The sequence below is a fragment of the Actinacidiphila sp. bgisy144 genome, assembly GCF_057708105.1.
Window position 1 is genome coordinate 321939 of sequence record NZ_JBYIRM010000004.1, and the last position, 25279, is coordinate 347217.

Annotated in this window: 22 protein-coding genes and 2 pseudogenes; 8 read left to right on the top strand and 16 right to left on the bottom strand. The window is 71.1% G+C overall.

What is annotated here, in order from left to right; translation table 11 throughout:
- Positions 1 to 961 precede the first annotated feature (961 nt).
- Positions 962 to 1516 (top strand): hypothetical protein, encoded by a 555-nt coding sequence (locus AC3EVP_RS07210; RefSeq protein ID WP_435127314.1) that lies wholly within the window; start codon positions 962 to 964, stop codon positions 1514 to 1516.
- 181 nt (positions 1517 to 1697) lie between these two features.
- Here the strand turns inward: AC3EVP_RS07210 and AC3EVP_RS07215 are convergent.
- From AC3EVP_RS07215 to AC3EVP_RS07230, 4 genes and pseudogenes are all read right to left on the bottom strand, one after another.
- A pseudogene (locus tag AC3EVP_RS07215) lies at positions 1698 to 2708 on the bottom strand (ISAs1 family transposase); the annotation flags it as partial.
- A 93-nt stretch (positions 2709 to 2801) separates the two neighbouring features.
- Positions 2802 to 3914, bottom strand: coding sequence for a hypothetical protein (locus AC3EVP_RS07220; RefSeq protein ID WP_435127316.1), 1113 nt, complete (start codon positions 3912 to 3914; stop codon positions 2802 to 2804).
- Between the two features lie 15 nt (positions 3915 to 3929).
- Positions 3930 to 4754, bottom strand: coding sequence for a hypothetical protein (locus tag AC3EVP_RS07225; RefSeq protein ID WP_435127318.1), 825 nt, complete (start codon positions 4752 to 4754; stop codon positions 3930 to 3932).
- Positions 4724 to 5083, bottom strand: a complete 360-nt coding sequence (locus tag AC3EVP_RS07230; RefSeq protein WP_435127320.1) for a hypothetical protein — start codon at positions 5081 to 5083, stop codon at positions 4724 to 4726. The genes AC3EVP_RS07225 and AC3EVP_RS07230 overlap by 31 nt, the downstream gene beginning before the upstream one ends.
- Before the next feature lie 365 nt (positions 5084 to 5448).
- Here AC3EVP_RS07230 and AC3EVP_RS07235 point away from each other — a divergent pair, with 365 nt between their 5' ends.
- From AC3EVP_RS07235 to AC3EVP_RS07245, 3 genes are all read left to right on the top strand, one after another.
- On the top strand, positions 5449 to 6399 hold the full coding sequence (locus AC3EVP_RS07235; RefSeq protein WP_435127322.1) for a hypothetical protein: 951 nt from the start codon (positions 5449 to 5451) through the stop codon (positions 6397 to 6399).
- Positions 6400 to 6772: 373 nt separating this feature from the next.
- Entirely contained in the window at positions 6773 to 6949 is a 177-nt protein-coding gene (locus tag AC3EVP_RS07240; protein WP_435127324.1) for a hypothetical protein, read from the top strand.
- Between the two features lie 107 nt (positions 6950 to 7056).
- On the top strand, positions 7057 to 7479 hold the full coding sequence (locus AC3EVP_RS07245) for an alpha/beta hydrolase (RefSeq protein WP_435127326.1): 423 nt from the start codon (positions 7057 to 7059) through the stop codon (positions 7477 to 7479).
- 12 nt (positions 7480 to 7491) lie between these two features.
- Here AC3EVP_RS07245 and AC3EVP_RS07250 read toward each other — a convergent pair whose 3' ends face one another.
- From AC3EVP_RS07250 to AC3EVP_RS07275, 6 genes are all read right to left on the bottom strand, one after another.
- On the bottom strand, positions 7492 to 7830 hold the full coding sequence (locus AC3EVP_RS07250) for a DUF3592 domain-containing protein (RefSeq protein ID WP_435127328.1): 339 nt from the start codon (positions 7828 to 7830) through the stop codon (positions 7492 to 7494).
- A gap of 100 nt (positions 7831 to 7930) precedes the next feature.
- Positions 7931 to 8119: a hypothetical protein gene (locus tag AC3EVP_RS07255; protein WP_435127330.1), complete on the bottom strand. Its 189-nt coding sequence runs from the start codon at positions 8117 to 8119 to the stop codon at positions 7931 to 7933.
- Positions 8120 to 8439: 320 nt separating this feature from the next.
- Complete coding sequence (locus tag AC3EVP_RS07260) at positions 8440 to 9180, bottom strand: glycosyltransferase family 2 protein (protein ID WP_435127332.1); 741 nt, start codon at positions 9178 to 9180, stop codon at positions 8440 to 8442.
- Between the two features lie 50 nt (positions 9181 to 9230).
- A complete protein-coding gene (locus AC3EVP_RS07265; protein WP_435127334.1) occupies positions 9231 to 10910 on the bottom strand; it encodes a DUF8094 domain-containing protein in 1680 nt (559 codons plus the stop codon).
- Positions 10852 to 11367 carry a hypothetical protein gene (locus AC3EVP_RS07270; protein WP_435127336.1) on the bottom strand — a complete coding sequence of 172 codons (516 nt, stop codon included), beginning with the start codon at positions 11365 to 11367 and terminating at the stop codon, positions 10852 to 10854. The genes AC3EVP_RS07265 and AC3EVP_RS07270 overlap by 59 nt, the downstream gene beginning before the upstream one ends.
- Before the next feature lie 406 nt (positions 11368 to 11773).
- The gene (locus AC3EVP_RS07275) at positions 11774 to 12367 is read right to left on the bottom strand and encodes a hypothetical protein (RefSeq protein ID WP_435127338.1); all 594 of its coding nucleotides are present in this window, start codon (positions 12365 to 12367) and stop codon (positions 11774 to 11776) included.
- Between the two features lie 362 nt (positions 12368 to 12729).
- Between AC3EVP_RS07275 and AC3EVP_RS07280 the strand changes: the two genes are divergently transcribed.
- From AC3EVP_RS07280 to AC3EVP_RS07290, 3 genes and pseudogenes are all read left to right on the top strand, one after another.
- Complete coding sequence (locus AC3EVP_RS07280) at positions 12730 to 12876, top strand: hypothetical protein (protein WP_435127340.1); 147 nt, start codon at positions 12730 to 12732, stop codon at positions 12874 to 12876.
- A 224-nt stretch (positions 12877 to 13100) separates the two neighbouring features.
- Positions 13101 to 13451, top strand: a pseudogene (locus AC3EVP_RS07285) (IS4-like element ISSav1 family transposase); the annotation flags it as partial.
- Between the two features lie 231 nt (positions 13452 to 13682).
- A complete protein-coding gene (locus tag AC3EVP_RS07290) occupies positions 13683 to 13835 on the top strand; it encodes a hypothetical protein (RefSeq protein WP_435127342.1) in 153 nt (50 codons plus the stop codon).
- A gap of 211 nt (positions 13836 to 14046) precedes the next feature.
- On the opposite strand, the gene AC3EVP_RS07295 is transcribed toward AC3EVP_RS07290, so the two are convergent.
- The 6 genes from AC3EVP_RS07295 to AC3EVP_RS07320 form a co-directional block, all read right to left on the bottom strand.
- Positions 14047 to 16158 (bottom strand): beta-galactosidase, encoded by a 2112-nt coding sequence (locus tag AC3EVP_RS07295; protein ID WP_435127344.1) that lies wholly within the window; start codon positions 16156 to 16158, stop codon positions 14047 to 14049.
- Between the two features lie 76 nt (positions 16159 to 16234).
- Positions 16235 to 17908, bottom strand: coding sequence for a right-handed parallel beta-helix repeat-containing protein (locus AC3EVP_RS07300; RefSeq protein WP_435127346.1), 1674 nt, complete (start codon positions 17906 to 17908; stop codon positions 16235 to 16237).
- Positions 17909 to 18008: 100 nt separating this feature from the next.
- Positions 18009 to 18989, bottom strand: a complete 981-nt coding sequence (locus AC3EVP_RS07305; protein ID WP_435127348.1) for a carbohydrate ABC transporter permease — start codon at positions 18987 to 18989, stop codon at positions 18009 to 18011.
- Complete coding sequence (locus tag AC3EVP_RS07310) at positions 18986 to 19984, bottom strand: ABC transporter permease (RefSeq protein WP_435127350.1); 999 nt, start codon at positions 19982 to 19984, stop codon at positions 18986 to 18988. The genes AC3EVP_RS07305 and AC3EVP_RS07310 overlap by 4 nt, the downstream gene beginning before the upstream one ends.
- A gap of 94 nt (positions 19985 to 20078) precedes the next feature.
- On the bottom strand, positions 20079 to 21710 hold the full coding sequence (locus AC3EVP_RS07315; RefSeq protein ID WP_435127353.1) for a type 2 periplasmic-binding domain-containing protein: 1632 nt from the start codon (positions 21708 to 21710) through the stop codon (positions 20079 to 20081).
- Between the two features lie 114 nt (positions 21711 to 21824).
- On the bottom strand, positions 21825 to 23450 hold the full coding sequence (locus AC3EVP_RS07320; RefSeq protein WP_435127355.1) for an FAD-dependent oxidoreductase: 1626 nt from the start codon (positions 23448 to 23450) through the stop codon (positions 21825 to 21827).
- A gap of 726 nt (positions 23451 to 24176) precedes the next feature.
- Between AC3EVP_RS07320 and AC3EVP_RS07325 the strand changes: the two genes are divergently transcribed.
- Complete coding sequence (locus AC3EVP_RS07325) at positions 24177 to 25220, top strand: LacI family DNA-binding transcriptional regulator (protein WP_435127357.1); 1044 nt, start codon at positions 24177 to 24179, stop codon at positions 25218 to 25220.
- Positions 25221 to 25279 lie beyond the last annotated feature (59 nt).

Consider the following 25279-nt stretch of genomic DNA (forward strand, 5'->3'; position numbering starts at 1 on the left):
AACGGCCCTGTCTCACTTTCGGTGGTAACCGTGCGTCACGTTCGTTCAGGCTGCGATTGCGCGGTTCGCGGCCGGTCGCTGTCGCCGTGTCCGAGGACGGAGACCAGCCCTGACAACCCCGTATACCCAGCTGGCCTGCACACCTTGCAGTCAGTAGTCATCGCCACAATGCGTTACCACCGAAAGTGAGACAGGGCCGTTAAATTGACACACCCGCGGCTGGTGTATTCCGGCGACGTTCGCAGGTGGAAGGATAGGGAGGGAGACGAATGGTCCGCACTTGTGGAAAGGCTATAATTTGCATGGTGGGCGTTGAACCGGGCGCATCCCTCGGGTTCGACTCCGGACGCTGGCTCTCTGAGCTGTGCTCCAAGAGCGTTGGTCCCTCCGGGCAGGACAGTTGCCCCTTGGCCAGGACCATCCTTCTGACAGTCGCGGGGAGAGGGCATGGGAGCGCAAGGGGAGCGCGGACGCCTTTGGACGCCCTGGCATGAGCCAACATGACTGAGACTCACGCATGTCTCCTGATCAGGCAAAACGAGATTCAGTGGCACTGCCGGACGTGGCGCGTCATGATCGCTGGCGTACTCGTAATGCGTAGGTCTCGGGTTCGAATCCCGAAGGCGGCTCCACGAAACCCCAGGTCAGACACCCGATGACCTGGGGTTTTTGCTTTTCCCCCGTGCCTGGCCGGTTCTCCCGTGCGGCAACTGATGCCCGCAGAGGCCAAGGGGAGCGCATTCGGACAGGCGAAGGACATCGAACTGCTTCCGGGGAGCGCGCGGTGCGCGCCGTAGAAGCTCGGCCTAGGGCTGCCGGCGCGGTGGTCCGGCGGCGACGCCAGACGCTCTCGACCGGTCGTCGGGCTGAGCCCGGAGCGAGGACGGCTTTCTTGCGGAGCGGTGTCTCGTCTCTGCCGACTTGTGGCATCCCGACAACAGGCAGCCCGTACGCTGATGAGGTGCCGGATATTCAGCAGAGTGTGGACTTCAAGGCGATCGTCGCCCAGACGAGCGCGGTGCTGCTGACCCGCGGAGTCGAGGTCGAGCCGGTGGCGGTACGCGATGTCGTGGCGCTGATGGTCCGCTCGGTCGCCGAGCGCATGAACATGGACCTGGAAGAGGCGGTCCACATGGTCGTGCCGGAGACGGTGGCCGACGCCATCGTCGCCGCAGCAGACCCTGAGGCCGAGGGCGCTGAAGACGTGCACTCGGTGAGGCCCGTACGTGTCGACGCCCGCACCATCCTGCTGCCGGTACGGGTGGCCGGCCGCTTGGTGATGACGGCCGCGCAGGTGGCCAAGTACGCGCGGTTGAACGGCCACGGCCGGATCGCAGACCAAGCGCTGGACCTGGCCACTGAAGTCGGAGCTGCGCTGTCCTCGGTCGCTTCGGCTGACGAGCCTGAACTACCGCTCGGCGTTCTCACTGAACTCGCCGACATCGCTGAGCTGGTGGCCGTGCACGTCGAATGCGATAGCTGGAGTATCTGCCCCTGCGGCAGGGCTTCGGCGTAGTCGGCTGACGTCCGCTTTGTGATCATCCGAGGCCGAGGAGGGTGAGGGGTCGGCGGGCGTCGCGTGCGTTGCGGCGGAGGCCGGCCGCGATGTTCTTGGTGCCGCTCAGCCGTAGGGCCCCGACGGCGAGGTTGCGCCAGGTCGCCATCACGCGGGGTGCGTTGCCGGTCCGCAGTTGGGAGGAGTCCTCGGCGAAGGTGGTGTCGCGGACGTGGTGCAGGGCCTCGATCTTCCAGTGGTCCCGGATCAGCTGCTCGAGCTGGGCGGGTGTGGCCTGCTCGGCGGTCAGGCTGGTGACCGCGTAGACGGTGGTGATGGTGGTCTTCCCGGTCTTGCGGCAGGTGCGACGCCGCTTGATCTGGACGGCCTGCCGGGCTCCGGGGAAGAGCAGGTTGTTGACCGTGGCGGCCTTGATCCGGCGGATCTCGGAGCGGCCGTGGCCGGTGCCGCGGGTGCGGCCCTGGAGCGGGATCTCCTTCCAGGGAAGAGACTTGAGCTGCCTGCGCAGGTTCTTCTGATTGCCCTTGACGATGGCGATGTAGTGGGCCCGGCGGCCGAGGAGGTAGTCGGCGTGCTCGCGCTGGGTGTGCAGGGCATCGCTGGTGACCACGGTTCCGGCGAGGTCGGCGACGGTGTCCAGCAGCGGCTGGAAGCAGGTGGTCTCGCCCACGTCGAGCTGAGCCAGGGCCAGCCCGGTGGTGCGCTCCGCCGCAGCGAGCAGGTGGATCTTCCGGCCCCGGGCCTTCGCCGCACCGCGCAATGTCTTGCCGTCCACGGCCAGACCGCGCTGCCCAGGGCGGGCAGGTTGACGCTCGGCGAGCCAGCCTCCCACCGCCCGGTCCAAAGCGTCGCCATCGACGCGGGCGAGCAGCCGGCGGACCGTCGTCTCAGCCGGGACCCGCCGTCGTGGAAGCAACGGATCGGGGCGCACGCCGAGCCGGTCCAACACCTGGGGCGGTGCGTCGGCGATCCACTCGCTCACTGCCAGCAACGAGGTCGCCCCGGCCAGCACCGCGCACGCCGTCAGGACCACGACGACGGCCAACGCATGCCGCACACCGCGTGGATCGCGCGGGTCGGGCACCTGGGCCAGCCGCTCCAGCAGACCGGGCACCTCCCCGGGCGTGGCCACGGGCTGATCCCGGAGTTGGTCAAGGACGGGCGGGATCGGGGATGATGCGTCGGCAGGCACGGTCTTCCAAGCAAGTCACGGGGCGTAGAGAACTCCATGGTCTTGGAAGCCGTGCCTGTCCTGGCTCCTCGGCATCCGCCGGCCAACGCATCGCTACAAACCGGGCGTCAACCGACTACGCCGAAGCCCTGGGTGCGGCACCCGGTACGGCGGCAGGACGGAGACTTGGGCGCCCAGCTCCTCTCCGGCTGCGGCCAGTTCCCGGGTGAGGGCGTCGGTCTGTGCGGCCAGCAGGGACAGGCGGGCGGCGCTCTTGTGGCCTTGGTGGGTGTCGAGGGCGTCGGCGAACTCCGCGCACACGCGGAGGAAGTCGGCGAGTTGCGGGAGCGGTCCGCGCTGGTGGTCGCCGTCGTCCACGGCTGCGGCGATGGAGCGGGAGACGTCCCCGGTATGCGCGGAGGTGATGACGTCCTGGATGAGGGTGCCGAGTTCGCTGTCGGGCTGGGGCTGCTCGGTGCGCCAGGGGGCTTCGGGTCGCAGCACTCCAGCAGGAACGGCGGGTGGGCTGGCCCGGACTGCTTCGTACTCGGTGCCGTATCGGCCCAGCGCCGTGATGTGGCCGTCGGGGTCTTCGGCCAGGACCAGGACGGTGGAGTCGTCGTGCTCGATGAGGTAGGCCAGGGTGATCCGGCGGCCGGCCGCGTCGTACCAGGACTCGAACGGCTCCAGCTCCCCGCGGTCGCGAACATCCAGCGCCAACGCGGTCAGGCGCTCCTTCTCGACCGTCGGCAGCACCGGAGCGGCAGCGGCGCCGTGCTGGCCGGCGAGGCCGCGGACGATCAGCGAGTGCTCGGCCCAGGTCGTCAGATACGGCCAGAGCCGCGCATCGGCGCGGCTGGCGGGGCTGGCGTCGAGGAGGTGGTGGATACGGTCGGTGGCGTGGTCCAGGTCGTCCAGCAGCAGCCGCCACCCAGCGTGGTGCCGGGCGGGCGGCATCGCGTCGAGGCTGCTACGGGCGAGGCGGATCAGTTCGGCGGTGTGCGGAAGCAGGCAGGCGGTGAAGGCGTCGGCGACCTTGCGGTTGCGGTGCTCGACGGCCTGCCGGGCGGCCGACGGCTCGGTGATCTCCCCGTAGGCCCGGGGCAGTTGCCGCAGCATGGTGGCACAGGCCAGGTGTTCGACGTGATACCGCACGGCGAAGTCGGCGAGGTGGTCCAGCAGCTCGGGTGGCGGGGTCGGATCTGCGGGAATTCGGGCTCCTTTCATCGGTGGGTGGGCTGCTCAGGAAGTTGTGCCGCGGCGTTTGCCGGGCGGGTCGGCCGGAGGGGCCGGAGGAAGCGCGCGCGGTGCCGCCGGCCTTGCGCCGGCGGGTGGGTGCAGGCGGGCGAGGTCGACCAGGGCCGGGCCGTGTTCGAGCCAGGCGGCCAGCGCCGGCCGGGCGTCGGCGGTGCGCTGCGCGGCTGCCTGGGCGTAGGCCGTCCCGGCCAGGGTGCTGTCGGCGTCCCGCATGCGGCGCACAGTGTCCAGCCACTGGCTGTTGACGCGGCGGCCGTGCCGGAGTGCTTTCCGCAGAGCGGGCAGCACGGTCTGCACGGCTGGGCGAATGGGCTCGGCGACCATTTCCAGATGGTCCAGCAACGCCGGTCCGTGCTGGAGGAAGGATCGGAAGTCGTCCCACAGTACCTCGTGGTGGGCGTGGTCGAGCTGGCCGAGGATGACCGCGCCGATCCCGGTCCCGTCGTCGGCGGGCCATGATCTGCGGACCAGGACGCGGGCGATCTGGGCAGACAGCGCATGGGCCAGGCGGTTCCCGACTTCCTGTACCTGGCGATCGTAGACGGCGTGCTGGTAGGCGGGCAGCAGAGATGCGGTGATCGCCTGCGCTGCCAGGACGGGATCGGCGGGCACGGTCAGGGAGGGCGGGGCGGTCGGGTCGTCGGCGAACGGCCCGTTCAGACCCTTGGGGGCGAGCACGCCGATCAGGAGTTCGTCCGCGGCGCCTGGCTTGTCCGCCACGAGAAGCTCCGTGCCGCGTTCGTCGGTGAGCACCGATCCGAAGGGGACGCGCTTGCTTCTCACCGCGTCGATGAGGTCGCTGGCGTCCACACGCACTCGGCGAGGTCCTGCTGCCAGACGGGCATGGCGTAGACCTCGATCCGCGACCGCCAGGACCCCGGCAGCAAACCGGCGGTCCGGTCGGCGGTGTCGCCCAGCCAGCCCCGGCTGCGGGCGGTCAGCGTCATGTCCTGGTCGGCGGCCAGCCGGGTCAAAGCCGTCAATGCCCGCCGGGCTGCCGCCGCATCCGCGTTGGCCAGCGTACTGGTGCCGTCCTCACCGGGGAGGGGCTGCGCACAGTCGTGGAGGTCGCGCCGCGCCATGTCCGTACCGTTCGTCACCTGGTCGTGGACGTGCTCACCCCCGGGCAGCTGGCCCACCTGGGCGCCGCTGCACGAGGCGATCCTGCGGCGGCTGGACCCCGGCGCGCGGACCGACCGCGCTGTCTGGACCGCCCGGGTCCCCGACCGCGCCCGGCGCGGTTCTGGCGAGCGCGGCGACCGGGCGCGGCGGGGGACGTTGCGCACGCCGGCGAAGGCGCCGGCGCTGGTGTGGGTCCCGCGGGGCGGGGTCCGGTGGCCGCTCACGTCCCCGGCGGCCCACCGCTCGCCACCCGTCACTGGGGTTACGGGCGGCACCGGCCGGCACGCGCCGGGGCTGGTGGTTCGCGTGGGTCGGGTCTTGGGCTTGCGGGCCTGCGGGGGTCGCGGGTCCGCGTGGCTCGGGGGCGCGTAGGTTCGGGGGTATGGCCACAACAGTGCGGCTCAGTCCGCTGATTGAGGAGCATTCGAGGGCGCTCGGCGTGGACCTCGGGTATTTCGTCGTCGTGTATGCGGCGGTGGTGTTCCCCACGGGTACGGACGTGCGCGGCTGGTGGGCGTTCGCGGTGCTGGGGTCGGTGGTGGTGTTCCACTGGCTCCAAATGCGGTTCCTGGTGAAGCTCGTCTTCGACGAGCGGGGCGTCACCATCCAGCGGGTCCTGCGCCGCCGACGCTTCGCCTGGACGGACATCGCGGGCCTGGTCTACTCCGAGCGCGGATCAGGAATGCCCAACGCCCCTTCCACGTACCGCCTGCGCCTGGTTCTGCGCGGGCAGGAGCCCCCGCTGGGCCGGTTCCTGACCCAGGTGCAGCGCCAGGACTACTGCAGCGGACCGGTGCTGATGGCACTGGCGACCCTCGACGACGACGGCGAGAGCAAGGGCGGCCACCGGCGGCGCCGGGTGCTCGAGGAGTTGGCCAGGCACGGCTTTCCCGCTCCGGCGCCGAGGCCGTGGGAGTTCCGCACACCGCGGTTCAGTGCGCGGGCTGTGACCGCGGCGGTCGCGATGGACCTGCGCGGCACCCAGGCGGTGGCCGTACGGCACGGCGCGGAGGTCTCCGCGGAGGAAGAGCCGCTGCTGGCCCGTACGTTGCCGGAGTTGGCCGGGGCGAACGGCGGCGCGGACACCGTGTTGCGCGAAGCGGACTTCGTCAGCTTCTTCTTCGAGGGCCCGGCGGCGGCCGATCACGCGGCGGCGTTCCTGGCCGCGGCGCGCGAGGTGGTGCCCCCGCACTGGGGGGTGACGCCGGGGACGCTGCCGGCGGAGGACGGCCCGCCGCCGGGGCCGCCGGGGTCGGTGGTGCCCGGTGCGGTGGGGCCCGCCGGGGCCGCGCCCGCGGTTGAGCCGCCCGCGCGTGAGCCCGACGCGCGGTGAACCGTCGCCTGCCGCGGGCCAGCGGTCCGGGGCCGGCGTCGGCCGGTCGGGGCCCGGACGGGCGGGCGTGGCAGATGCAGGGGGGTGCGGCAGCTGTGGGGGGTGCGGGGGAGTGGTAGCTCGAGGCTGCGTACCTGACGCCGGCCGGACCGCTGATCCCCGGCGCCGTGGTGCTGCTCGCCACGGGCCGGTTCGCGTTCGTGGAGCTGGACCGCGGCACGCCACGGCACGATGTCTGCGCCTGCACCTGTGTCCGCGCCTGCCTGCTGGCGAAGCTGGACCGCTGCGCCGCCTCCCGACCCGGCCCGCCCCGGACCGCGCCGCCGTCCGGGCGCGGCAACGCAGTCCGGGCGCTGCGCCCGGACGGGCAGGTATGGACCGTGTCCTGATCGCCTGCCGTGACTTTCAGGGCCTGCTGGGTGCGGGAGTGCCGATGCTGGCTTTCCTTGACCACTCGCAGTGGCGGCGCTTCGACCTGCCCACAGGTCACTGGCCGATGCTGTTGGCACCCGCCGGCCTTGCCGACGTTCTCCACGCGGCCGTCTCCTGACAAACACAGAAGCAGCTCAGTGTTCGACCACGAGAGCGCTCGCAAGGTGCGGGCCCGCGCGCCGGGTCCGGTCGAAAGCTGCTGAGAGGGCGGAGGAAGCCCGGGCCATGGCCCGGGGCAAGGTGCTGCGGGCCCAGCGGGACCCCAAGGCCGTCTTCGGCACGTGCGGAGCGCTATCCGCTGACGTCCGGATCACCGCGCAACGTGTGGCCCTGCGCCTTCTGGTCCACCCCGAGCCCGACCGCGCCTCGGCCCTGGACCCGCACGGTCCGGTGAACATCCTGCTGGTGCAGAACACCGCGGACCCCTCGACGGCCGCCTCCGGCGCCGAGCGGACCCGCGCCGCCTTCGGGCACCGCGCGGGCCTGGTCACCGTGGACGCCGCGCCACGGCGTCGGCACCTCCCAAGGCTGCGTCGGGGACGCCGTCCCCCGCTTCCTGCTGGGACGCGGGACACCGACCTCGGGTGCCTGCCCGGGCAGGACCCCGGGCAGGACCCCGGGCCGGCCCCCGGTGCCGGCCGGTCCTGACGGGAGCGGTGGTCACCGGCGGGGCCCGTAGACGGTGGCCCGTTCGGGCCGGGCGGGGTCGTAGTAGACGGTCACCACGTCGCCCTCGGCCGTCTCGGGGCGCCCGATCTCCTCGAAGCGGACGACGCGGCCGTCGGGCGCGGTGAACTCGTAGGTCTGGTAGCGGGTCGTGCGCCGGACCTCGAACCCCTCGGGCTCCCGCACCACCTTCACCCGCACGCACCGCGCCTGGGCCGTCACTCCGCTGCCGCGCGCGGCCTCCAACTGCCGTCGGCGCCGCGCCATGCTCACCACCGCCGCGACGGCGGCGACCCCGACGACCACCCACAGCACCCCGAACGCCCCGCCCATTCCTTGCTCCCTTCCTCCGACGTACACCTGTGGAGACGCCGTCGCGGACGATACGGATGCGCCGCGGGCCCTGCTGTTAAAGCGCTGCACGCCGGTGACTTCACTCCACTGGGGGTGCCGGGGCCGCAAGGGCCATGGAGGCCGCCGGGATCCTTGGGGCCGCCGGTGGGAAGGCGGTGATCGCGTCGGCGAGGGCGGCCGGCGCCTCCAGGGGGATCAGGTGACCGGTGCTGGGCAGCACGGTCAGCCGGGCGTCGCCGAGGTGCGGCAGCAGGTGGGAGCGGAGCACGTCGGCCGGCTCGATGACGATGGGATCCCCTCCGTGGGCCTCACCCCCAGGCGGCTCCCGCCGTCGGCAAACACACCGTGCTGCCCGGCCAGCCACCGGCCCAGGCGATACCCGTGGTGCACGTGGGCGCGCTGCACCGCCAGGTGGCCCGCGGCGAGGGCGAAGGAGCGAGCGCTGGACATTTCCGGCCGCTCCGCCAGGCTCAGCGGCCGCTTTCCACCCTCTCTCCATTCCCGGGGGATCGCTGCGGAGCGCGTCGATCAGCATGGCGAGCTGCCGGGGAGGATTGCCGAGCACGCGCGGCTCGACGTGATTGTCTTTCAGGCGGCTCCCGGGCCCGTGCCGGGCTTGGGGGCCAGGGCGGAGGCCAGGTCGTTTCCTGATCTCCAGGCGAAGATCCGGGCCGCGTCTTCCAGCTCGTCGTAGTGCGGCTGGCTCGTGAGCTGGTGCGGGTGCTTGCGGTAGTGGTAGACGACTTGCGGGAGCAGTTCGCCTGCGGCGAGGCTGGTGATCTTCAGGGCGAGGTAGTCCTCGCCCTGGACGAGGCCGCCCATGCCGCCGATCACGGACCACAGGCTGGTGCGGGCCAGGATGGTGGTCGGGCCGATCGGGATGGTGTGGTGCGGGCTGGGCCAGCAAGTCCACACCTGTCCGGGCTCGTGCCGTCCCGGTGGCGTCGGACACCGCCACACCTGCAGGGATCCGTCAGGGCTCAGGTCGGCGCTGTATCCGGCGACCCAGCCCAGTGCGGTGTTGCGCAGATGGTGCAATCGGCTACTCAGGCTGAACCGCGGGAGTACATCGTCGTCATCGGCCCACGTCATGAACTCGGTACGGACTTCGTTGACGGCGAAGTTTCGGGCGCAGGCCGCACCCACCGGGCGGGGCAGGACCAGCACGCGGACGCGGGGGTCGGCGGCCAGCGGTTCGGGCAGCTGCGCCGGGTCGGCGCCGTCGAGGGCGAGGACGGCTTCCCAGTCGGCGTCCTGCGCTTCCAGGCTGGCGTGGAGTTCGGTGAGATAGTCCAGGCGTTCGGGGCGCAGCCGGGTGGCGGTGACCACGGTGACGTCGGGAATGCGGGAAACCTCCGTGCTGGCGGTAGCGGGTTCGTTCAGCGGCGCGGCCTCGGCGGTGGGGGCGGGAGGGGCGGTGCTATGGGCCGGGTGGGCGTGGAAAGCTGCTCGCGGGCGGCCTTGGTGCCTGGCTGCCGGGCGGTGATGAGGCTGTCCTCGGTGAGTATTTCGAGGTTGCCGGCCAGGGCGTCCAGGTCGTCGGCCAGAGCGCGGTAGCTGCGGCAGGCGGGGTCATCGCCGCGTTCGTCGTGCCAGTTGGCGGTGGCTTCGATGAACTGGTGCAGTCTGGCCAGCGCCCCGTGGTCATTGGTGAGGACCGCGGTGATGACGCCGTAGAGTTCGTGCACGCTGCGGGCGCGGCCCAGAAGGTCCGTCCACGCGGTGATGCCGTCTCCCGAGGGCGGCAGTGCGGCAGCGTCCAGGAACGGTCCGGCTTCCCGGTTGGCCCATCGGCGGAGGTTGTCTCGGGTGGGGCTGCCGGTGTTGTAGGCGTGGATCTGGCCGGTGGTGCGGCCGGCGTTGTCGTGCAGCTCGACGTCGGGGTTGGGGAACAGCGGAGGGACCTTCGGATCGTTCGCGCGGGTCACATGGGGGGGTGTGCGGTCGACGGGCGTGCCGTCGGCTCCGGTGAGTTCGCAGGTGTAGCCCAGGAGTTGCGCCTTGGCGGCTGGCGCGGGGATGAGGGCGGCGTCGTTGCAGGTGAACGTGTCGGTGATGGACTGCCGGGGTGCCGCGTTGAGCCAGGTCCGGGCGTCCGGGCCGGGGGTGATCTGCCAGCCGGGGCGGACGGTGTCGGTCTGGGTGTGGGTGTCGGTGAACAGCAGGAGCGCTCCGCCGCCGGTGGTCTTCAGGCCGTAGGCGGTGTTCCAGGCGTTGTTCGCTGCGGCGAAGGTGGTGATGCCCTTGGTGCCGAGCCGGTGGGTGTCCTTGTCGTGGATGCCGGTCTGCTGCTTGCTGGCGGGGGTGGGGGTGAAGAACTGGCTGCCGCTGTTCTTGCCGCCGGTGGCGAAGTTGTCGGTGATCCCTACCCGGAGCCGTCCGGCGTCGAATCCGGGCTGGCCGGTGCCGTCGGCTGCGACCGCGGTGGCGTATCCGTCGGCGTCCAGCGAGATCCGGGGCAGGGGCATCCGGTCCAGATCGGCGGCCAGGACCATCTGCCAGCTGTGGTCCGGCTGCTGCGCGACGACGATCAGCGTCTGGTACGCGGTGACGGTGACGGTGACTGCGGCGGCGAACCACTTCGGGGTGCCGGGCAGGAAGGTGGGGATGTACAGGTGGGCGGTGGCCGCGTCGTAGGACCAGGGCTTGTAGGGCTTGCGGTTCTTGGCCGCAATGGCGGAGTCCTGCTGGTACCCGCCGAGTGACATCGCGTAGAGGGGGCCGTCCTCCACGGTGTCGAGCAGGGGTGCGTTGTCGTGGGCGTTGGCGCGGTTGTTGACCTGTGAGTAGTGCCGGATGGGGTCTCGGGCGCTGGTGGCGCTGAGTGCGGGGGCCGGCGTGGGTGCCGTGCTGGTGGTGGGGGCCTTCGTGGCGGCGTGAGTGGCGTCGCCGGTGTTGGTGCAGGCGGTCGCGGCCAGGGTGAGGCAGGCGGCGGAGACGATCAGCGGCAGGGCGTGTCGGGTGATGCGGATGGAGCGCTCCAGAGGTGTTGCGGACGGGTCAGCGGATCCGCGGGGCGGGGGAGGTGGCCGCGGCCGATGACTGGGGAATCGGGGCACCGGCCGGCGCCGGCGGTGATGGCGGGGTGGGATCGGGCGGCGGTGCGGGGAACCGGTTTGCGCAGTGGTGCAGATAGCGGCCGGCTTCGTTGAGGTCCCGGCGGGTGCGGTCGACCTGCTCGTTGACGGTGGTGTGCGTGGACCGCTGGGCTGCGCGCCGTTCCGCGGAGCTGGGTTGGGCATCGACCTGGTGCAGGTGGCCGGCCGAGGCGACGGCGTCGCCGAGGTGGGCCAGGGCCTGGGTCAAGGTGCCCACCGCGTGCGTGAGCACCGCGACTTTGTGGCGGGTGGTCCGGGCCGAGGGCGCCCGGTTGCCGTTCGCTGACCGGTCTGCGTCGGCGGCGGCGCTCGTCATGTAGGTGACCAGCGCGGCGATGTCGCGGACACGGTCGTCGAGTTCGTCGAGGTCGTCGCTGCGCGTGTCCGGGGACGTGGTGAGGGGCAGTTCGTCGGCCACGCGGTGCGCCCGCTCGGCCAGCCAGTGGAGCTGGCCGGTGTCGTCGTAGGCGGCGGTCAGGGATCCTCCGGGGGACGGGTGTCTGGGAGGACGGTCGGTCAGCGGGGGTGCGCGCGCCCGCTGCCGCTGCTGGTGGTGTGGGCTGCGGCCATGGTGGTGCGGCCGGCAGGCGCGGGGGTGGTGGCGCTGTGAGCGGGGCGTCCTTCGGGGCGTGGTGCTGGAGGTGGGGCGGTCGGCCGATACGGGGGCTGAGGTGGTCGGCGACGCGGGCCGGTGCGGCGGCGCTCCCGGCGAGGTGTGCGGCTTCGGGCCGGAGTTCCTCGGCACAGGTGGTCGGCCCGCTGCTTGTCGGCGTCGTGCTCGGCTGGCGTGGCGTCGGTGATGTCGGACGGAACTGACCAGCGGGTCACCGGCGGCGGGGTGAGGGCTGCTCAGGCGGCGCCGGCGCTGTCCCGGGCGCGGGCGGGGGTGCGGGCAGTGTCCTGGGTGCGGGTGGGCTTCGGTGTTCGCGATCGGGACCGGCGCTGGGCGCGGCGGGGGAGCGGGAGTTGGCCGCGGCTGTGCGCGGGGTGGCTCCGAGGGCGCGTGCTTGCGTGACGCGTTCGATGGCGGCCAGGGCCGGGTAGTAGTCGGAGAACCCGATGGCGGGCGGCCAGCCTGCTGCGTGGCGCAGGCGCAGGCCGGCGGCGAAGCGGTGTTGCCGCGCGGGGTCGCGGTCGGCGTCGGCGAGGTGGGCGAGGCCGGTGAGGTCGTGTTCCCAGGTGTCGCGGACGTGGGTGCCCTCGGCGATGGCGCCGGCGAGTTTCCACAGCCCGTGGCTGAGCCGGCCGGCGGCGGCGGGCGGCAGGGCGAGGTCGGTTCGGGCCTGGCGGAGCGCGGCGGGGCCGTGGAAGAGCACGGCTTCGAGAGCGGGCCAGGCGTCGGCGTCGCGTTGGGCCCGGCGCGCGTCGAGCGCGTTCTGGTCGAGGAGTACGCCGCCTTCGTCGAAGAGATCGTCCACCGCCGCCTCCCCAGTCGGTGAGCGCGGTCCGGGCGGTGATGTATGCCTGGTGCAGCGCGGGCCCGCGGACCAGCACGACCGCTTCAAGGTAGCGGGGCAGCAGACGCGCGGTGATCTGGTAGGCGGCGCGTGCGGGGTCAGCGGGGACGGCGATGCCGCGCGGTGCGAAGGCACGGCCCTCCGAGGCGGGCGTCCCGGGCGGCGCCAGGGGAGCGATCAGGAACTGGCGCGGACGCAGGGGACGTTCGATCGCGATCAGGATGGTTTCGCCGGGGCCGGCCAAGAGCGCGGCGTGGTCGTGGACGAATTCCTCCATCGCCCAGGCGGTGTGGTGGGAGTCCCATAGCCGCTCCAGGACCTCTGTGCGCAGCAGGCTGTCGTGGAAGTCCTCCTCGATCGCGGTGCTCCACTGGCCGGGCAGGCGTGCGGCGATGCCGTCGCTGAACTCCCGCAGGCTCGGCCGCGGCGCCGGGCGGGCCCGGGCGGCAGGGCTGGGTGCGGAGGTTTGAGGTGAGGACGCTGCAGGTCTCCTTCAACGCTTGCGTTCGTGGGTGAGCGATGTGGGGGGTGTCTGTAGGGCTGTCAGTTCGTTTGCGGCCGTTCGGAGGCAGACGATACTGAACCGGAACTCCGGCCCTAACTCGGACTCATCGCTGCACGTGGCGGCACCGATGCGGCAAGTGGCTTTCAGCTTTCGTGAACTCGGCGGTTTTTCAGTGCATTCGGGCGTCCGTCCCGCTACGCCGCCCCGCCTGACCAGGCACAAGTCCTGGGCGCCTCCAGGATCACCAGCATCGACATCACCGTGCACTCGGCAATCGGGCTGGGCGCCGACGGACGTCGTGACCGCACGCTGCAGCTCCTGCGCGCAGACCCGGTCCGCACCTGGCGCGCATGTGAAATCGCCCGAGGCATCGGACTGGAGGATGCCCGCGGCCTGCGCGCTGAACTGGGACGCTGGGTCCGTGAGGGCATCCTCCGCCGCACAGGACGGGGGATCTATGCCCTCGAACACGACTGGATTGCCCGGTCCCTCAACGGACCTTTGGAACCAGCCCACTTGACAGTTGCGGTTAGGCCTTAACTCCGTGGTCTTGGGGTACTTCCGTGGTGCAGGCATCGGACCTGTGTTCTCCCATCTGCCGAGGCGATCATGCCTGGCTTCAGGGCCGCTACAAAATCCGGGTCAGCTCATGTCTCGGCGGAACCCCTGGCCTGCCCCGATGGGTGGCGGAAGCCGGCGAAAATTGAACGCGGCTACCACTTTTTCGGTGATGCTCATGGGAACTGAATACAGAGGATCGGGATTTTCAAGGTGGCGTCGCAGTTCGCGTGCGCCCTCTTCGATATTCTTGGCGAGCGGGAGCACCTCAGCCGCGCATGGCGCATCTACACCGACGGGGGCAGTCGGAAGGCCGACGAGATCCGAGCGCGGCTGGATGAACTGGGCGGCCCGCTGGCGGAGTAGCGGGCGGGCCGGGTCAGGACGGGGTATGGTGCGCATGGACACGTCCTGCCCGGGCCCGGCGCCGACACTCCCGCCTCGGACACCGAAGCCGGATCGCCTACGAAGCAGCCACCACGACATCACCGACTACGCTGGCAACAGCTGCATAACCCGTGTCCAGGATTCCGGGTCGAGGCCCTTCCGAGGCTCCCCGTGCTGCCGGTCTCCCCGCCTACGCCGGGTCTTCGCGGACTACCGCGACGCCTCCGGGCGGCACGGTCAGTTCGCCCTCCACTGGTTGCCCCGCCAGCAGTTCGTAGCCGGTGGCGGGCAGGAGGGCCGGCGTGACGGTGTGGTTGACGGCGAACAGCCACGAGCCGGTGGGGCCCGTGCGCCGGGTGACCTCCACGCCGTCGCCGGAACCCGGCAGTGCCGGGGCGCATCCGGCCGCCGTAGCCCATCGGGGCAGTAGGCAGCGCAGTGAGGCGTCGTTGAGGCGTGTGGCGGCGTAGCGGACGGTGCCGAGGCCGAGGCTGCGGCTGAGCAGTGCGGGTCCGCCCGCCGCCGGGCCGTCGGTGAACCGCGCGTCTACCGCGGTGTCGGCTGCGGGAACCACCCGTTCGGCCCACGTACGGCCGGTCGAGCCGTCGTCCAGGCTGGTCCGCTCGTCGGCGGCCAGCGGCAGGAACTCGTCGACGGTCAGCCCCAGCACCTCGCGTAGAGCGCCCGGGTAGGGGCCGGGGAAGATCCGGTCGTCCAGGTCGGTGACGCCGCTGAAGGGTCCCACCACCACGTGTCCGCCGGCGGCGGCGAACGCGGCCAGTGCTTCGGCCGTACCGGGAGCCACCGCGTAGAGCGATGGCACGAGCAGCAAGCGGTACGGGGCTTCGGCGTCCTTCGGTCGGTCGTCCGCCTCGCTGTTGTCCGTGTCAGCGGCCTCCCGCGGCAGCACGCTCGGTTCGAGGCCGCGCCCTGGGGCGGGGACGATGTCGCACCGCAGGCCCGCCGTCCACAGCGCGCGGTGCCAGCCGCGCAGTTCCTCCCGGTAGACCATGTCACGACTGGGGCGGTCGGGCAGTTCCAGCGCCCACCAGGCGTCGTAGTCCCAGGCCAGGGCGATTTGGGCCGGCTCGCACACACTGCCGGCGACTTCGGCGACGCGGGCCACCGACGCACCGAGGGCGGCGGCCTCGCGCCAGATCCGGGTCTTGGTCCCGCCGTGCGGGAGCATCGCCGAGTGCCACTGCTCGGCGCCGAACGCGGACTGGCGCCACTGGAAGAACAGCACGCCGTCGGCGCCCCTGGCCACGTGGGTGAGGCTGTTGCGGGCCATCTCACCGGCTGCCTTGGCGAGGTTGCGCGGCTGCCACTGGACGGCCGAGGTGGAGTGCTCCATCAGCAGCCAGGGGCGGCCACCGGCCAGGCCGCGCGTGAGGTCCGCGGCGAAGGCGAGTTCGGCGGTGCGGTGTTCGTCCTCGGCGTTGAGGTAGTGGTCGTTGGCGACGATGTCGACCTCGCGTGACCAGCGCCAGTAGTCGGCCTCGGCGAAGTTGCCGGTCATCAGGTTCGTGGTGATCGGGCGGCCGGGGGAGTGCGGGCGGATGGCGTCGCGTTCGGCGCGGTAGCAGGACAGGTGCTCGGCGTCGCTGAAGCGGCGGAAGTCCAGCCACTGGGCGGGCGGCAGGCTTCCGGTGGAGGTGCGCGGTGGGCCCACCTGGTCCCAGGCGGAGTAGCGCATGCCCCAGAAGGAGGTGCCCCAGCGGTCGTTGAGGGCGGTCAGGTCGCGCCCGTACTCGGTGTGCAGCCAGGTGCGGAAGGCGGCGGCCGAAGTGTCGCAGAAGCAGTGCGCGTTGGCGTTGCCGTACTCGTTGCCGACGTGCCACATCACCACCGCCGGATGGTCTCCGTAGCGTTCGGCCAGGGCGCTCGTGATGCGCACGGCGTGCTCCCGGTACGCGGGCGAGGACGGGCAGTAGGTTTGCCGGGAGCCGGGCGCCAGCCGGACGTTCTCGGCGGTGACCGGGAGGGAGTCCGGGTGTGCGTGGGAGAACCACCGCGGCGGCGCCGCCGTCGGGGTGGCCAGATCCACGGAGATGCCGCTGTCGTGGAGCAGGCCGATCACGGCATCCATGCCGGTGAAGTCCAGGCGGCCGGGTTCTGGTTCGAGCCAGGACCAGGCGAAGATGCCCAGCGATACGAGGTTGACGCCGGCCTCGCGCATCAGCGCTGTGTCCTCGCGCCAGGTCGCGGGGTCCCACTGCTCGGGGTTGTAGTCAGCCCCGTAGGCGAGCCGGGGAACGCGTCCCCAGACGCGATCGAAGCGGGTGGTCGACGGGTGCGGCATGGGAGGTCCTCGTAGGAAGTCGCGGATGAGCGGGGCCGGGGGAGGCACCTCCCGGCCCCGCTCGGTCGGCGGCGTGTCAGCAGGTGGTGCTGCTCGTGCTGGTGCAGGTGGACTGCGGGTCCTGTCCGGTCGCGGACTGGTAGGTGGAGAAGGGTGTGTACGGGTCGGACGCGCTGCCGGTGCCGGTGGACTGGTAGGGGGCGACGACGAAGGTCACTGCTCCGGTGCCGGTCACCTTGTAGGTGTTGAGGTTGAGCTTCGGCTGCGTCGCGTCGCAGCCCCAGCCGGCACTCGCGCTCTGGCACTGCTCGATGTACACCAGCCGGTCGGGCACGGCGTGGGTCACGGTGTTGTCCCAGAAGGAGACCTCGCCCGGCAGGTAGTTCGACTGCGACATCAGCCATGGCCCCGGCGTGGTGCGGGTGATGGTGTTGTGGTTGACCGTGAGGTCCTGGATGGAGGACGGGTCGGTGGTGTTGCGGCCCGCGGTCCAGGTGAAGATGTCACCCTGCGACTGCGACGAGGTGTTCTGCCCGTTGTCCGTGCAGGTGTTGTCGGTGACCGTGACGTCGGAGGTGATCAGGTCGCGGCCGCCGAAGACCGCCACGCAGTAGGCGTCGTTGTCCTCGATGGTGTTGTGGTCGATGAGGCTCTTGGTGGAGTAGGTGTCGGCGTCGATGCCGCCGCCGTCGCCTCCGCCGCGCTTGTTGGCGTAGGAGTGGTTGTACGTGGCCTGCACGTTGTAGGAGTTGGACCACCAGGCGCCCTCACCGTTGAGCAGGGAGGGGGTGCTGCCGTCCGCCGAGGTGCCGTTGCCGTTGTCGTGCAGTTCGTTCTTGTACAGCTTCAGGTCGGTGACACCCGAACCCCACACGCCTGACTCGTCGTTGAACGCCGAGCTGGAGTTCTCCACCGTCACGTCGGAGACACCGTCCCTGGCCGGGAGGGCGGTGCCGGTCAGGCCCATGTGGCAGTCGGGGGTGTTGTACCCGCCGGGCGCGGTGGCGCTGTACGGGCTCTTCTCGGCGTGGCCGATCTGGAAGCCCACCTCGTGCGCATGCTGGACGTCCACGTGGTCGATGGTCACGTCGGCGATCTTCGCGGTGGCCTGGCACGGCTCGACGACCACGCCGCCGGTGGAGGAGATCCAGTCGGAGGCGACGACCTTGCCGCTGGAGTCGAGCGTCACGCGCGGGCGGTTGGCCTGGTCGTGCACCTTCAGGCCGGAGAGGTCGAAGCCCTGCTGGGTGATGCCCGGCTGGTCGGCCTCGATCCACAGGCCGCGCCAGTACCCGCCGGTGATGTCGAGGTTCTCGACGTTCCAGTAGGAGACGTTCTTCAGTGCGACCGCGCTCGGGTTGGACATGTCGTCGATGTCCTGGCCGGCGTTGACGACCGGCAGCGCCTTGGTGGCGTCGCCGTAGGCGCCGACGGTGTTCCAGGCCGAGGAGGTGCCGGAGCCTTGGAGAGTCAGTGCCCCGTCGCAGACGGTGCCGTACTTCAGCAGCAGGCTCTCGCCGGCCAGGAAGTGGTGGCTGGATGCCTTGGCCAGGGTGGTGAACGGTTCGGCTTGGCTGCCGGTCTGGGTGCTGCCGGTGGCCTGGCAGTCGACGTAGTAGGTGGCGGGGGTCGCGGCGGAGGCGGTCGGTGCGCCGGCGAGTGCGAAGGCGCCGGCGAGCAGCGCGGTCGCACCGACCGCCGCCGCGGCTGTCCGCGCTCTGGTGCGGCCCGGACGGGTGTTTTCAGGCATGGCGGATCAGTGTCCCTTCGTCCGAGGAGACGTCGTTCGGTCCTGAATGGTGGGGTGACGCACGGTCGTGCGGGTGGTGCGGCGGGCGCGGACGCGGGGTTCAGCCCTTGACCGCGCCGACCATGACCCCCTTCGAGAAGTGCTTCTGCAGGAAGGGGTAGACCAGGAGGATCGGCACCAGACTGATCACGAGCACCGCCATCTGGAGCGACTGCTGAGGCGGCGGGGAGGTGCCGAGGGAGGCGATGTTGTCGGCGCCCAGCGGCGCGTTGTTGACCACGTAGGTGCGCAGCACCAGTTGCAGCGGCCATTTCGAGGTGTCGTTGATGTAGAGCATCGCGGTGAAGAAGCTGTTCCAGAAGCCGACCGCGTAGAACAGGCCGACGACCGCCAGCACCGCTTTGGACAGCGGCAGTACGATCCGGGTCAGCACCACGAACTCGCCGGCGCCGTCGATCCGGGCGGAGTCGAGCAGGTCCTGCGGCAGGTCCATGAAGAACGACCGCATCACCACGACGTTGAAGCCGTTGATCATGACCGGCACGATCAGCGACCAGTAGGAGTCGAGCAGCCCGAGCTCCTTGACCACCAGGTAGCTGGGGATGATGCCGGGGCTGAACATCAGTGTGAACAGCACGGTCAGCAGCAGTGGTTTGCCGGCGAAGATGCCCGGGCGGGCCAGCGCGTACGCCAGCGCGGTGGTGCAGGCCAGCGCCAGCAGGGTGCCGACCACGGTGATGCCGATCGACACGATCAGCGACCGGGTGACCACGCCTCCTGACAGCACCGCCCGATAGGCGTACAGCGACGGGTGGTCGGGCCACAGGACGAACCCACCGGCCTTGGTGACCTGGTTCTTGTCGGCGAGCGAGGTGGAGATCACCGCGACGAACGGGACCACCACCACCGCGCAGCACAGCAGCAGGACCAGGCCCTTGAGGGCGCGCACGGGCAGTGAGGCCGTGCCGCCGCCCGGTCCCGCGCCCGCCCCGCGGCGCGGCGGCGGCGCCGAGCGGCGTCCTGCGGCCCGGGTGATCGGACTGCGCCTGCGCGCTGGACGGTTGGTGACAGCGGTGCTCACGACTCGTACACCCCGCGCTCTCCGAAGATGTGGGCGACCTTGTTGGCGCCCAGGACCAGGGCGACGCTGACCACGCCCTTGACCAGGCCGACCGCCGCCGACACGCCCCAGTCGCCGTTGATCACGCCGTGGTTGTAGACGTAGGTGTCCAGGACCTCCGAGGCGTCGGTGCCCACCGGCGCCTGCTGGAGCAGGATCTGCTCGAAGCCGGTGTTCAGCGAGTCCCCCAGTTTGAGGATGAACATCAGCACGATGACGCCCCTGATGCCCGGCAGCGTGACGTGCCACAACTGCCGCATCCGGCTGGCGCCGTCGACCGCTGCGGCCTCGTACAGGCTGGTGTCGATCCGGGACAGCGCGGCCAGGAAGAGGATGGTGCCCCAGCCGGAGTCCTTCCAGACGACCTGGGAGGTGATCAGTACTTTGAACAGGCCCGGGTCGCCGATGATGTGGAAGCCGCCGGAACCGTGGTGCAGCAGCCAGGTGTTGAGCATGCCGGCGTTGCCCAGCATGGACTGGAACAGGGCGACCACGATCACCCAGGACATGAAGTGCGGCAGGTACAGCACCGACTGCACAACACGCTTGATCCGCTCCGACACCAGCGAGTTGAGCAGCAGCGCGACGGCGATCGGCACCGGGAAGACGAAGACCACCTGTGCGACCGCCACGATCAGCGTGTTCTTCAGCGCCGTGATGAACTCCGGGTCGCCGTTGAAGATCACGTCGAAGTTCGACAGGCCCACCCACGGCGAACCCCAGATGCCCAGGAAGGGCTGGTAGTCCTTGAAGGCGATGACGTTGCCGAGCAGCGGCAGGTAGGAGAAGAGCAGCACCGCCGCGATGCCGGGCAGCGCCAGCAGCAGCAGGAACCGGTCCCGGCGCATGCGGGCGAACCAGTTCTCGCCGGCGCGCGGCTGGACCCCGCCGTCACCGCGCGGCTCCGGCCCGCCGTCGCGTCGCGGCCGAAGCCGCCGCGTCGACTCGACAGCCATCTTTCCTCCTGGGCGTCGTGTGCGGGTCCTGCCCGCGGTTCGTGAGGGACCGGTGGGGGCCGGGCGGCGCGGGGGCGCCGGTCGGCCCGTGCGGTCAGGTGGCGGATTCGGCGTACTCGGCGGACATCTTGTCGCCGCCCGCCGACCGCCACTGCTTGATCACGTCGTCCCAGTCGGACAGCGGACGGCGGCCAAAGGCGATGTCCAGTTGCGCGTCGTCGGTGATCTTCTTCAACTGGGCGCCCTTGCGACTGTTGGTGTCGGAGTAGCGGCCGACCGCCGGGTTGGCGATCAGGTTGTTGGTGACCCGCACGTGCCAGGTGTGCTGCGCGGTGACCTCCGCCTTCGCGCCGGGGCCGATAATGGTGGGCGCGTCGGTGATGTACTGCACGTCCACCAGTTCGCGGGCGCCGCGCGAGGTCGGTGTCGGCAGCCCGTCCTTCCAGGTGTAGTCGACGCCCTCGACGCCGAACTTGCGCTGCAGGTGCTCGGCCGTGCCGATCGGCGCGCACAGCCAGTTCAGCAGGTTGACCAGTGCCCGGGTCTTCTTCTCGCCCAGGCCCTTGCGGATCACCGTCAGCCCCTGGCTGCCGGTGCCGGCGTAGTGCTTCGCGTCACCGCCGCCGGCGTACTTCGGCTCCACCAGTGCGGTCACCTTGTCGTAGCCGATCTGCCGGCCGAAGATGTCCCAGGCCGCGTAGCCGTCGCTGGTCATCACCGTCCGGCCACTGGTGAAGTAGTCCCGTAGCGGGGTGAACTGGGCGGTGGCGGAGGCCGCGTCGGGGTGGAACAGGCCCTGCTTGACCATGGACCGCACCAGGCCGACGGCCTGCTTGGTGCGCTCGTCGGTCCAGAAGCTGACGAACTTGCCGCCGCGGTCGTCCCAGGTGTTCGGCACGCCCAGCATCATCTGCAGGTGGGTGACCATGCCCCACACGTCCGCGAACGCCCAGCGGCTCTTCTTCGCGTCCGTGACGTCCTTCATCAGCTGGAGGAAATCCTGGTAGCTCTTCGGCTCGGGGTTCGCGCCGAGTTGCTTGATGATGTCGATCCGGGCGAAGAGCGGGTTGAGGGGCAGCGCGCGCGGCTGCGGCACCGCGTAGATCGTGCCGTTGGCCACCGCGGACTTCCACGAGTCGGTGGGGATGTTCGCCAGGTACGGGAACTCCTTGGCGGCGTCCCCCGAGAGGTACGGGCCCAGGTCGGCGAAGAGCTTCTCCATCACCTGCGGCTGGTCCGGGGTCGGCACGGGGAACCCGACGATGTCCGGCAGGTCGCCGCCGGCGATCAGCGTCTGGAACTTCGTGGGGTAGTCGCCGCCGGTGGCCAGCGTGATGTCCAGCTTCGCGCCCGCGCCCTTGTCGAGCTGCTGCCAGAACGCGTTGTTCCCCGGACGCGGCGGCACCGCGCTGTAGGTCGGGTAGATGATGCTGACGTCCCCGACTCCGGCCAGCGGCGGCGTGCTGAAGGCGGGCTTGGGGTGTCTGGGGTAGCTGAAGTAGCCGGCCATGGCGCCTCTCGTGGTGCCGGGCAGGTCCGGGCGAACCACGTCGACCGGCGCGTACGTCGGCAGCTTCGCCTTGGCGTTCGCCGCCGCGGTGTTCTTGGCCACCGTGGCGGTGGAACAGGAGGACAGCAGCGGCACCGCGGCGCCCGCCGCGGCCACCGCGCCGGCAGCGAGGAACGTACGGCGGGAGGGACCTGAGGAACCTGTGTGTGCGGGCATTGCGGCGGACCTTCCGTGCGGGTGGGGGCCTGCGGGTGTGGGAACTGCTGGTGGAACGCGGCGAGTGGGGCGCTGAAGGCTGCGGGCCGTGGTGCTGCGGGCGGTCGGGGCAGGTCAGCGTTCGGAGGTGCGGAGGTGCTCGGGCCAGGACAGGTCGAAGCCGAGCGAGCCGGTGAGCAGCCGCTGGAAGCCGGCCAGCAGCGCGGGGTCGTTGCGGACCTTGCGCGGGGTGGTGGAGGTGTTGAGGCAGTGCGCGGCCAGCGCGCCGGCAGCCTCGCCGATGTTCCACTCCACCGGGTGCAGCCGGTAGCAGCCATTGGTGATGTGCGTGGTGCCGATGTTCTTGTTGGCCGGCAGCAGGTTCTCCACCCGCTGCGGGATGAGCGCGCCCAGTGGTATCTGGAACGGGTGGTCGGCGATGTCGATGTAGGTGCTCGGGCCGCCCTCGCCGCCGGAGCAGGGGTGCAGGTCGATCCGGTAGGAGCCGACGCCGACGGAGTCGGTGAAGATCTCCGAGCCCGGCGGGAGCCCGGCCTCGGCCCGCGCCTGGACGCCGACATGCTGCTCCAGCACCGTGAACTCGGCCTTGATCCGGCGTGATTCGCGGACGTACGGGCGCATGGCCAAGCCGTCGGACGTGCCCAGCACGTCGCCGCGCAGCCGCAGGCCTCGGTAGCCGGTGCCGCCGTCCAGCCGCGGCGCCTCGGTCTGCATCCAGTACAGGAAGGACAGGCTCTGCTCCCGGGAGGCGGCCAGGTGCCGCTGCTTGGTCTGCTCGTCCACGCCGAGCAGGGGGCCGGCCATGTAGTCGATCTGCGGCCAGTTCACGAGGGTGACGTCGCTGCCGTAGCGGCCGCGCGGGTAGTTGGCCGCGGAAAAGATCCGGCGGAAGTTCCAGCGGTCGGCGGCCACATGGCCGCGCGGGGAGTCCGGGTGTTCGAAGATCGCCTCGCGGCGCGGAGTGAGGGTCTGCGGGATCACGTCCTCCCACGACAGCAGCGGAGCCGGCCAGAAGTCCGGTCGGTAGGCGCGCCAGAAGTCGTAGTCGACCGGTCGGTCGATGGTGAAGTCGCCGTCGGGGTGGTAGTCCACGGCGAAGCACCAGGTGAACGACTGCTGCACCAGCGGGTCGGCCGGGCCGTCCAGCGCGTGCGGCTCGCCCGTCTGCGCCTGGCTCTCCGCGCCGATCACGTGCTCCACGCCGGCCAGTTCGAGCAGGTCGCCCAGTTCGGTGGCGTCCAGTACGTAGGCGGCGGAGATGGTGGTCTCCTCGCCGGTCTCCCGCGAGCGCAGGGTGACAGCGGTGACGGTGTCGCCGCTGGTCTCGGCGGAGACCGGCTCATATCGGCACAAAACGGTCAGTTGGGCGTCGGCCCGGTAGGGGGCCAGCAGTTCGCCGATCGCGGTGACCCCGACCACCGGTTCGTGGCAGATCGGGCTGACGCCGCCGCCGCCCGGGTTGAGCACGGCGGTGGCGAGGGCGTCCGCGCTGAGGTCGTAGTTGCGCCGGTAGTAGTCGCGGATGTTCTGGCGCAGCTTCCGGTAGGTGCGGGTGGCGCCCCGCGACTCGATCCAGGGGTGCTCGTCCGGCGGCACGGCCTGCGAGGTCATCTGGCCGCCGAGCCACGGCGACTCCTCCGTCAGGACGACGCGGCGCCCCAGTCGGGCCGAGGACAGTGCGGCGGCCACACCGCCGAGGCCGCCGCCGACCACGAGAACGTCCGTCTCCTGCACCGTCATGGGGAACCTTTCCGCCAGGGGACCGTGGCCGGGGCCGCCGGGAAAGCGTGCGACCGGCCTGTCCGCAGAACGCGATATGAGGGTCGGGCACAGCGGCCGGGGAACACCGGCGCGCCAACACATGGCGGGACCGGGGGGTGGCCGCTGACATGCCCTTTTGGCTGATAAAGCGCTTCAACCAATGCGGTTAACCTAGGCTCGTTGCGCTAGGGTGTCAACGAGTGGTCCGGAAAATTTCGACCTGCCCCTGTCCGTCCTGCGGACGCCGCCGGGCGCGCCGGGCGCTGTGGCTTCGTCGGCGGTCCGAGCCCGGGCAGGGGCCCGTCGGCCGCGGAACGCGGTCGGACGGCGGGCGGCCGATTCCCCGGAGGCGCGGTGCGGCACGCAGGTCGTCGGGTCCTGTGGGAGCGGACACGGTGCGGGGCCGGTCCCGGAGCGTGGGCGCTCCGGTGGTGGCGGATCGCGGTTTCCTCGGACCGGTGTATCGCGGCGACCCCGCGGGGCCGGGACAATGCCGGGGCGGTACGGGACTTGGCGGCCGTTCGGACGGGCGGAGCGCGGCACAGTGACGCCGAAGGCGAGGGAGCGGGCATGGTGAGGAAGACGGCCGGGGACGGCGCCGGTGAGGATACGGGCGGCCGGGGTCCGGCGCGCGGTCCCGGTACGCGCCGGACGAGCGCAGGCGGCCGGAGCGGTGCGGACAGCACCCGGCGGAAGATCACTCAGGTGGACGTGGCCCGGCACGCGGGTGTGTCCACCGGCATCGTCTCGTCCGTGATCAACGGTCGTGACTACGGCTCGATCCGGGTCAGCGACGCCACTCGCGAGCGGGTCAGGGACGCCGTCCGCGAACTCGGCTACGTGCCCAACATCGCGGCCCGCAACCTGGCCCGCGGCAGCAACCGGCTCCTCGGCGTGTTCACGTACCAGCCGATCTTTCCGCTGGAGAGCCGGGACTTCTACTACGAGTTCTTGATCGGCATCGAGGAGGAGGCTGAGCGGGCGGGCTACAACCTGCTCCTGATGACCGGCTCCAAGGACCGCAGGAACGAGCGCTCCATCTACGCCGACGGCGTCAACAGCCTCCAGTTGGCGGACGGTTCGGTGCTGATCGGCGTCAACGAGTCCGCCGAGGAACTGTCCCGGCTCGCCGACGAGTCCTACCCCTTCGTCTTCGTCGGCCACCGCGAGATCCCCGGTCTCGACCTCTCCTTCGTGGCCGCGGACTATTTCGGCGGCACCGCGCGGATCGTCCGCGAACTCACGGCCCGGGGGCACCGCAGGATCGCCCTGGTACAGAGCGCGCGGGGTTTTGAGGGCATCCCCGGCCGCAGGGCCGGATTCCGGTTCGCTCGGGAGGAGTTGGGACTGACCGCGGACGATGCGCCGGTCGTCACGCTCGGCATCCCGGAGCCGGGCGCGGAGCAGGAGGCGGAGGCGGCGGTGGACGACGTGCCCGAACTGCTGCGCTGGATCGAGCGGCACGGCACCACCGCCCTGGTGGTCGAGGTGAGCACCGACGCCGCGGCGATCCGGGCGGCCGCACTCGCGGCCGGCCGGTCGGTGCCCGGTGGCCTCGCCCTGGTGGGACTGAGTGGCACCCCGGAGCAGCCGCAGGTCTCCGACCTCGCCGAACTCCACATCCCGCGAAGGGAGATGGGGCAGGAGGCGGTCCGCCTGCTGCTGCGTCTGCTGGAGTCCCCGCGGTCCGCGCCGCTGCGCTCCACGCTGGACACCGGCCTGCGCGCCGGAGCCACGCTCGGCGAGTGACGGCGGCCCGTTCGGCGCATCGCGCCGGACGGGTCTTCACCTCGCGCCGCGCCGTCAGC